This window comes from Undibacterium sp. GrIS 1.2 (assembly GCF_040544435.1).
In the GTDB taxonomy this organism is placed as follows: Bacteria; Pseudomonadota; Gammaproteobacteria; order Burkholderiales; family Burkholderiaceae_D; genus Undibacterium.
In genome coordinates this window covers 1-8,504 of record NZ_JBEONP010000094.1, presented here as the reverse complement: position 1 = coordinate 8,504, position 8,504 = coordinate 1, and the positions used below count along the sequence as shown (strand labels likewise).

Genomic DNA, 8,504 nt, shown 5'->3' with positions numbered 1-8,504 from the left:
CTGATCTTATTCAATTCTCTGCCTTCAAACTCCGTACTCACTTCTTGTGTTTCACTATCTTTCTTACCTCTACTTCCCCGCCTCTCGACGGGAGCAGAACTATAGCAAACTACACCTCCCTTTGGCAAGCGCTTTCCATTCATATTTTATAAATCATTACATAAATTAATCAACAAAGTCCTTGTACTTACCTGACAATACTGGTTTGACCACAATCTATTTTGAATTTTTATGAATCCAGAAAGCCGTAAATTTCTCTCGGAGACCATACTGCATAAGCGAGGTATCCGCATCAATCTTCAGCTCCCTTTGATTGAATCGGATGAGGAGGTGAATTTGCGCAGCAAGGATGCCTTATTCCAGCGTTTAATAGCATTGTGGGCGGTGACTGGGGCAGCAGAGGCAGAGCACCCAAGCTATTTTCGCCAATACATAACAACACATCAAATGGCTTCGTATTTATCTGAACAAGAACACGCATTCTTATTTAGCGATGTAATGTCCAGTCAGGATAGAGCGCACTTTGCAATCCAGAAAGAGCGTCTGTTCTTCCTCGCTTGGTGTGCAGGCATCCAAGACGAGATTGAATTGAGTTTGCATGCATCGGACGTCAGCAAACTACAGCGTTTTTTCCCGCAAGCGATAGAACAAGCTAGCGTTCTGGAGAAAGCGATACAGCTGCGATCCAAATCACGCATTCTGGATTGGGCTGATTTACTATACCGGGTGCATTGGGCAGTACGCCATGCTAATTTGATTGGCAAGACAACCGTCGGCAATATTCGTTGCGATGTTATTCCAGAGTGGCATCATGCAGTCAATTGGATCACTGCCTATAACGAAGAAGACAATTGGGATCTGGTTGAAACGGACACCTGATTAAGTAGATAAGTGGAGGCTAAAATTTTAGCGCCAACGCTAACAACAACGAGAAAACACAAAATCATCTGGATTCGACTTCGCAATACTTACCAAATAGATATACTCCCCCTCTATTTTAGTAAAAATGACCTGCAGAGCAGAAAACATCTGGACGATTAAATATACCCACTATGAGTATCTAAATTAACACTATGAATATAAGCGCATTAGAAACCATCGTAAAGCGACAAAAGCCGGGTGCTAAGTTTGTCGTTTTTGCAGAGATGCTGGGGATGAGCATCCCTGCCTTTGATCTTCAGGCCAAGCAATGGATTGCTGAAGGTGGCGAGGGATTTCGTGTGACGGGGGTGCCATTTCGCAGAGTGATCGATGGAGAGTTTTTAATCCAGCGCATCACTCTGATCAAAGACGATATTGAAGAGTAAGCGATTCGTCTGGCAGTTTAGCTACTACATGTAAAAAACTAAACCGCATGCTCAAAATATTACACCCTGACTGCCGGTGCGCTATCGATATCGATCAAAGACTCGCGGCCTTTATCTGTAATCGCAAAACCACCCTCCGGCAGTGCCACGATATGCGCTTTTTTACCTAAAAACGTCGCCACATCGCTGCCGATCTGAGCCATAGGATCGGTGGAAATCATACGCAAACCTTGAATACAATTTTTGACGAACAAGGTTTGTAAACCTTTCTCGGTCATATCAAAACTGCCGTCTTTATTATGTTTGATATATTTCAAACCGTTTAAGCGCTTGGAGTTTCTGCCAATGCACGCGTTGGGACGTTCGTTTTTACGTAATTTGCTAATCAGCTCCAGCGCATTAAATTCGTCGATGGTCAGAGTGTCGTTCATAGTATTTCCTTGAAAATGAGGTATTCCGTGGTACTTACTACCCAAACCATTACAACCGTCTGCCCTGCTGGCAAATGAGTGAAAGGTTCGGGCCTTTATTCTTTCTTTGTTGCCATGGTATTGATGTTCGCGCCTAAAGCCGTGTATTTTGCAGTAGAGCCGTATGACTCCCCTGCCGGATAACGCAACTCATTTTTTGCTATCTTTTCTTGCGCCGCGGCGATCAGATCAATACCATTTTGCTCCGCTATGAGTAACAAATAGTGTAGTACATCAGCACACTCGTCCTTCAAATCTTGCTGAAAATGCGCTTCCTTTTGCAAGGCAGCGATCTGCTCTTCACTTTTCCACTGAGTCAATTCCAATAATTCACCCGTTTCTAAATGCAAAGAGATAATCAGATTTTTTAAATCATGAAACTGCTTCCAGTTTCGTTGATCTCTAAATTTGATCAAAGAATCCGTCAGCGATTGAAGATCAGACATGGCGTTGTTTTGCTCTACTTTTGTTCTAATTGTATGGAGATTGCTGACAAATACATCAGACATCAGCACTTAAGTTCGGCATTGTAATCTATGCGTCTGGCGATCCAGCACTCTTGTGTTGCAAAGCGACGCCACCAAACCTGATTTTCATTGCTTTTAAATAACGTAGGTATGGACAGGGGATTTGCCGCGCTTTACTATACTTTGCTGATTTTATTTTCAAACAGAGTCACGTACTTGAAAAAATAATTGAATTTTTAGGCAAATCGGCGAACTCTTTGGCCTTATTCAGGTCAATTAGATGCTGAATTGTCCGCTATCGCACTGGCTGCTACTGTTGACATTAACCTCAACAGCCACCGCTAGCGGTATCCGACCAAAATTTTCAAAACAAGTTGGAAAACGCATTCAGTAAAAAAGATCGTAGCAATAAAGACAAGCACTTCATTCCATCACCCCAGGAGATCAATTAGTGAAAGCTCACGTACTCAGCGCTATCGCGCTCATGTTTGCCGGCGCTACCAGCGTCTATGCTGATGAACCAGCAAAAGCTGCACCAGCTACACCAGCCAAATCTGCCGCATCCTCCGCTTCTGTTTTATTGTCTGGCATCGACAATAAATTCAATGACACCAGCGTGCGGGCGCAAGACGATTTTTATCGCCATGTAAATGGTTCCTGGTTAAAAACTGCCGAGATCCCAGCCGACAAATCGTCTGCTGGCGCCTTCATCGATTTGCGCGAAGCGACCGTTCCACGCATGCGCAGCATTATTGAAGGTTTGTCCAAGCAAAAACCTAAAGCAGGTTCTGAGGCAGCCAAAGTCGGTGATATGTATACGACCTACATGGATGCCGACAAGATTGAATCCATGGGGCTGAAACCACTGGAAGGCGATTTTGCCAAAGTTGCTGCGCTCACCGATAAAAAACAAATACCGGCATTTATCGCCGGTCTTAACCGCATTAGCGTTGGTGCTCCGCTGGATGTCGGCGTACACCAGGATAATAAAGATTCCACCAAATATGTGCTTGACATCGGCCAATCGGGTCTGGGCTTGCCGGACCGCGATTACTACTTAAAAGATGACGACGTCAAACTCAAAGACGCGCGCACGAAATATCTTATCCATGTAGAAAAAATGCTGAGCATGGCTGGTGATAAAGACGCAGCAAAAAATGCGGCTGAAATCCTGGCATTAGAAACAGAAATTGCCAAGATCCAATGGAGCAAAGTAGAACTGCGTGATCCAATCAAAGCGTATAACAAAATCGAACTTAACAAACTCGATGCATTAACACCAGGTTACGACTGGACAGGTTACCTCTCAGCATTAGGAGTACAAGGCAAGATCGATTACCTGATTGTCAGCCAGCCGACTTATCTGACAGCATTTAACACGCTGCTGCAAAACACATCGCTGGAGACTTGGAAAACGTATTTCAAATGGCATTTGTTAAGCTCTGCTGCCAGCCAATTGCCAAAAGCATTTGTGGACGAAAGCTTTGGTTTCTACAGCACAACTTTGCGTGGTGTGCCAAAACAAGAAGAACGCTGGAAACGTGGCGTGCGTCTGGTTGACTCTGGTTTGGGCGAAAGCTTGGGCAAACTTTACGTAGAAAAGTATTTCCCAGCGGCGAACAAAGCCAAAATGGAAAAACTGGTCAACAATCTGCTGTTAGCTTACAAACAAAGTATCGATACGCTGGATTGGATGAGTCCAGAAACTAAAAAAGAAGCCCAAGCCAAACTGGCAACCTTCATGCCCAAAATTGGTTATCCAAACAAATGGCGTGATTACTCTGCGTTGAATATCGTCAAAGGCGATGCAGTTGCCAACTTGCGCAATGCTCGTTTGTTCGCTTCCCAAGTGGAATTAAATAAATTAGGTCAACCTATCGACCGTGACGAATGGGGTATGACACCACAGACAGTCAATGCCTATTACAACCCGGAGATGAATGAAATCGTCTTCCCGGCAGCGATTTTGCAACCACCATTCTTCAATGCCAAAGCAGATGACGCAGTCAACTACGGCGGCATCGGCGCGGTGATCGGCCATGAAATTAGCCATGGTTTTGATGATCAAGGTGCGCAATATGATGGCAAAGGCAATTTGCGTGACTGGTGGACCAAAGACGATCACGTGAAATTTGCGGCTAAAACAGCGACATTGGTCAAGCAATACAGCGCGTTCAGTCCTATCCCTGGCTACTTTGTGAATGGTGAGCTGACTCTGGGCGAAAACATTGCAGATAACTCTGGTTTGGCAATCGCCTACAAAGCCTACCATTTATCACTGGGCGGCAAACCAGCACCCGTCATCGGTGGCTTAACAGGCGATCAACGTTTCTTCATGGGCTTTGCTCAAGTATGGCGTGGCAAAATGCGTGAAGCATCGACTATCGTTCAGTTGAAAACAGATCCACATTCACCTGGCGAAATCCGTGCAAACGGCAGCTTGCGCAACATGGGTCCTTTCTATAAGGCCTATGATTTGAAAGAAGGCGACAAGATGTATTTGGCGCCAGCAGAGCGCGTATCAATCTGGTAATCCAAATTACTCAATCGCTGAACGACTAAGCGGTTGAGTAAGTAAAAGGGACGCAATTTGCGTCCCTTTTTTATGGAGTAAAAATTTAAATCAGCTGTTTTCTTTTACAGCAATATAAATATACTCCCAAAAAAATATTCATTAATACATCGTATTGTCCATATAATCCCTGGACGATTAAAAATTACTACCCCAGAGTATAGTTACTCAACTAACTTTGGCGCGTCTACCAGCCGTTTAAAAAAGTCTTGTACTACACTGAGTTCACGGGTGCGGGTGAACGCAGGCAAGCTTTGCCAGATTCGTTTGCCATAGGGCTTAGAGATCAGGCGAGGATCGCACAACATCAATACGCCTTTATCCGTCTCGTCCCGAATCAGGCGGCCTGCGCCCTGCTTCAGATTAATGATCGCCTCGGGCAGTTGATGATGCACAAAACCGTTCAAGCCTTTTTTCTCCATGGCCTCGATACGCGCCGCCAACACCGGATCATCCGGCGGCGAAAACGGTAGTTTGTCGATCACGACCAGCGACAAAGCATCGCCACGCACATCAACGCCCTCCCAAAAACTTTGACTTCCTATCAGCACGCCATTTCCAGCTGCGCGGAACCGGTCTAACAATTCAGTACGTCCGGCATCACCTTGGACAAATAAGGGGAAAGGCAAATCACGTTGTTGGAATTCTTCCCGCAAGCGTTCAGCACAATGCTTGACTGCCTTAATCGTGGTGCACAATAAAAAGGTTTTACCGCCAGCAGCCTCGATGACAGGTAAAGCGGCATCCACAACGGCATCGGTATATTCACGTGAATTTGGTTGCGGCATGCCCTCTGGTACGTACAAAATCCCTTGCTCGGCATAGTTAAACGGACTAGGCCAAGTTCTGGCGGGTTCGTTCCATAAGCCCATTTGTGACACAAAATGGGTAAAGTCATTTTTGACTGCCATCGTCGCCGAGGTAAAAATCCAGGTGCGCGGCACACCTTCTCGCTGTTTATTAAAAATCGGCGCTATCGATAACGGCGTCCGATGTAATTGCAAAGAAGTAGAAAACGCTTCTACCCACAGGACATAGTCGGCCTTTTCTAACTTATCAGCGACACCCGCCTTAGTAGAATTGCTTTTTGGTGGCTCGGGTTCTTTCCAGTCATTGATCTTGCTGTTCAGATCAATTGCACGGACACGGCATTGCTCCAGTGTCTCGGCACGGACAGCTTGTTTTTCCAGCACGGCGATCATGTCATCCATCGCATCTTTGAGTGTTTCTAAGGCAGGAAAAAACTCACTAGACGGCGCAATTTGCGACAATGATAAACGCACTACATCTTGAGGAAATGCGAGGCGCAAATCGCGTGCTGCACGCTCGACCGGCGCCACCAGCTTAGCCCACTCAGCGCCGTCACGGGCATGAGACAGGCCTTCTGCCAACACATCGCGACATAATTCCAAGACCTGCAAAGTGGATATCGTTTCACCAAAGAACAACGTCGCGGTATCTGGCAATTGATGTGCTTCATCAAAAATAACCGTGTTAGCAGAAGGCAGTAACTCGGCAATGCCAGTATCTTTTAAGGCCACGTCAGCAAAAAACAAATGATGGTTAACCACCACCACATCGGCCTGCTGCGCCTCTTTACGCGCCTTCATGACAAAACAATCCTGATAGTACTGACACTCCGACCCCATGCAGGTGTCTTTAGTGGAGGTCACCAGATTCCAGACCGATGCGGTTTCTGGGACGCGCGCCAGCTCGGCTTTATCGCCGCTGCTGGTGGTTTTCATAAATCGGGAAATATCGCGCAGATAACCAACATCTTCACGCGATGTGAGACGTCCATTTTGCAGAGTCCGCTCTAAGTGAAAATGACACAAATAGTTAGCACGACCTTTGAGCAAAGCAATCGAGACGGGTGCTTTTAACACCTTTTTAATCATGGGAATATCTCGCAAGAACAACTGATCTTGCAAGTTTTTGGTGCCGGTAGAGACAATGACCTTACCGCCCCATAGCAAGGCCGGCGTCAAATAGGCGTAGGTTTTACCGGTACCAGTGCCCGCTTCTGCCAGCAAGGTTTTTTGACCGGAGATCGCGCTGGCAATCGCTTTTGCCATTTCGGTTTGCGCCTGACGCGGACGATATCCTTTAATCGAAGTACTTAAAGCGCCCGTCAATCCAAAAATCTGTTCAACTTCGTCGTCATGAATGCCCGGAGCATTCGTTTCTTGTGTCTGTTCAGTCAAAATAAAAGGTGCCAGTGATGTCGGTGATGACGATGTGCGTGTAGATCAAACGTGTATAAATGATAGCCTCAGAGGCGATTTCTATTTTAACTTTCGCGAGTGCAAAAAAAACAAGGTATTAAGCAGGTACATCTGGCATCATTTGCATTTTTAAAAGAGTAATATGATCCTTGAGTTGTAATTTACGTTTTTTAAGCCGACGTAATTGCAATTCGTCATGATTAATATCTTTAATCAAGGTATCAATGACGATATCTAAGTCACGATGTTCGACTTCCAGCTCGATAATGCGCTGTTGTATTTGTTCTGGATGGCTCATAGTCGTCCGGTTGCGAGTAGAATGAAGTTTAATTTGGGCAACAGTATTCGTGAAAATTGTTTATCATCAATTATTACTGCTTATTACTGATTTACATTAGTTTAATCTACCAAGACGTATGAGCCAATATAAGATCGAAGCTGGCACCGGACAACACATTGGTGACAGGAAAGAACAACAGGACAGAGCTGCCTTATTCGCAGCACCGCATGCCCCTGGCTATATGATGGCAGTGGTCGCTGATGGTATGGGCGGCAAGAGTGGCGGTGCGTTAGCGGCAGAACAGGTGATTCGCACTTCAAAATTTTTGTTTGATGAATTTTATCCTACTAACGACGTAAAACAATTATTAGAAAGCATCGTTAATGAAGCCCACACGATTATTAAACTTAGCGGCGTTTCATCTGAAAAAGAACCTCACAGTACATTTGTCGCGCTGGTAATTACTCCTAATAAAGAGGCAATTTGGGCATATGCTGGCGATTCTCGTTTATATCGCTTTAGTGGCCCTAACTTTGCGGAGAGAACCAAAGATCACTCCTACGTTGAACGCTTGGTTGACGAAGGGAAAATCACTGCAGAAGAGGCCAAGACCCATCGTATGTCAAATATTTTGGTCAATGTTTTAGGTTCAAGCACAACCGCACCTTATATCGGTTTTGGACAACGTAGTGATTTAAAAGCAGGTGACTCTTTTCTGATTTGCTCTGACGGGCTTTGGCATTATTTTACTGATGCAGAATTGTCCGCCGCAGTTGCAGCAAATACCCCACGTCAGGCATCTGAACTACTCATCAGAAAAGCACGTGAAAGATCGGACGGACATGGCGACAACTGCACCTTCGCGATCGTCAAACTGGTAGATCAACCGGAAGAAGTTAAAACTTATGTCGCACAAAAAATGAGACGTGCTGTATAAAATACATAGTTTATAAGCTAGCCGATTAAACAAAAAAACGGTGTCTTTTAAGACACCGTTTTTTGTTATAAAGCGCTGATCAAACAGACACTTTGAGCCTGTAAGAAATTCTGTGTAAATGCCACGGAACAACTTAGTGGTCGTATTGTTAAGTGGTCGTATTGTTGAATACGGTCACCAAACTCAATCATAAATCGATTCAGCGCCATACGCCAATTCTGAATGGGCATCGTCCATTTTTTTGAT

The 8,504-nt window shown here is 45.2% G+C and carries 9 protein-coding genes; 4 read left to right on the top strand and 5 right to left on the bottom strand.

The genetic code is table 11. The annotated features are described in order from the left end of the window. Positions 1-231 precede the first annotated feature (231 nt). Entirely contained in the window at positions 232-879 is a 648-nt protein-coding gene (locus AAKU61_RS21470) for a DUF4272 domain-containing protein (protein WP_354335568.1), read from the top strand. A gap of 194 nt (positions 880-1,073) precedes the next feature. Beyond that, positions 1,074-1,307 (top strand): hypothetical protein, encoded by a 234-nt coding sequence (locus tag AAKU61_RS21465; protein ID WP_354335566.1) that lies wholly within the window; start codon positions 1,074-1,076, stop codon positions 1,305-1,307. 59 nt (positions 1,308-1,366) lie between these two features. Here AAKU61_RS21465 and AAKU61_RS21460 read toward each other — a convergent pair whose 3' ends face one another. Next, positions 1,367-1,738 carry a hypothetical protein gene (locus tag AAKU61_RS21460; protein WP_354335564.1) on the bottom strand — a complete coding sequence of 124 codons (372 nt, stop codon included), beginning with the start codon at positions 1,736-1,738 and terminating at the stop codon, positions 1,367-1,369. A 95-nt stretch (positions 1,739-1,833) separates the two neighbouring features. Next, a complete protein-coding gene (locus AAKU61_RS21455) occupies positions 1,834-2,223 on the bottom strand; it encodes a nucleotide pyrophosphohydrolase (RefSeq protein WP_354335563.1) in 390 nt (129 codons plus the stop codon). 472 nt (positions 2,224-2,695) lie between these two features. Here AAKU61_RS21455 and AAKU61_RS21450 point away from each other — a divergent pair, with 472 nt between their 5' ends. Beyond that, positions 2,696-4,777, top strand: coding sequence for a M13 family metallopeptidase (locus tag AAKU61_RS21450; protein ID WP_354335561.1), 2,082 nt, complete (start codon positions 2,696-2,698; stop codon positions 4,775-4,777). 203 nt (positions 4,778-4,980) lie between these two features. Here the strand turns inward: AAKU61_RS21450 and yoaA are convergent, their stop codons facing one another. Together yoaA and AAKU61_RS21440 are read right to left on the bottom strand one after the other, a co-directional pair. Further along, positions 4,981-7,020, bottom strand: coding sequence for a DNA repair helicase YoaA (yoaA, locus tag AAKU61_RS21445; protein WP_354335559.1), 2,040 nt, complete (start codon positions 7,018-7,020; stop codon positions 4,981-4,983). Between the two features lie 118 nt (positions 7,021-7,138). Continuing rightward, positions 7,139-7,339, bottom strand: coding sequence for a YdcH family protein (locus AAKU61_RS21440; protein ID WP_322119213.1), 201 nt, complete (start codon positions 7,337-7,339; stop codon positions 7,139-7,141). Positions 7,340-7,457: 118 nt separating this feature from the next. On the opposite strand from AAKU61_RS21440, the gene AAKU61_RS21435 reads away from it, so the two are divergent. After that, entirely contained in the window at positions 7,458-8,258 is an 801-nt protein-coding gene (locus AAKU61_RS21435; protein ID WP_354335557.1) for a PP2C family protein-serine/threonine phosphatase, read from the top strand. A gap of 65 nt (positions 8,259-8,323) precedes the next feature. Here AAKU61_RS21435 and AAKU61_RS21430 read toward each other — a convergent pair. Beyond that, positions 8,324-8,504 (bottom strand): hypothetical protein (locus AAKU61_RS21430; protein WP_354335570.1); only part of this gene is annotated, 181 nt, incomplete at its 5' end.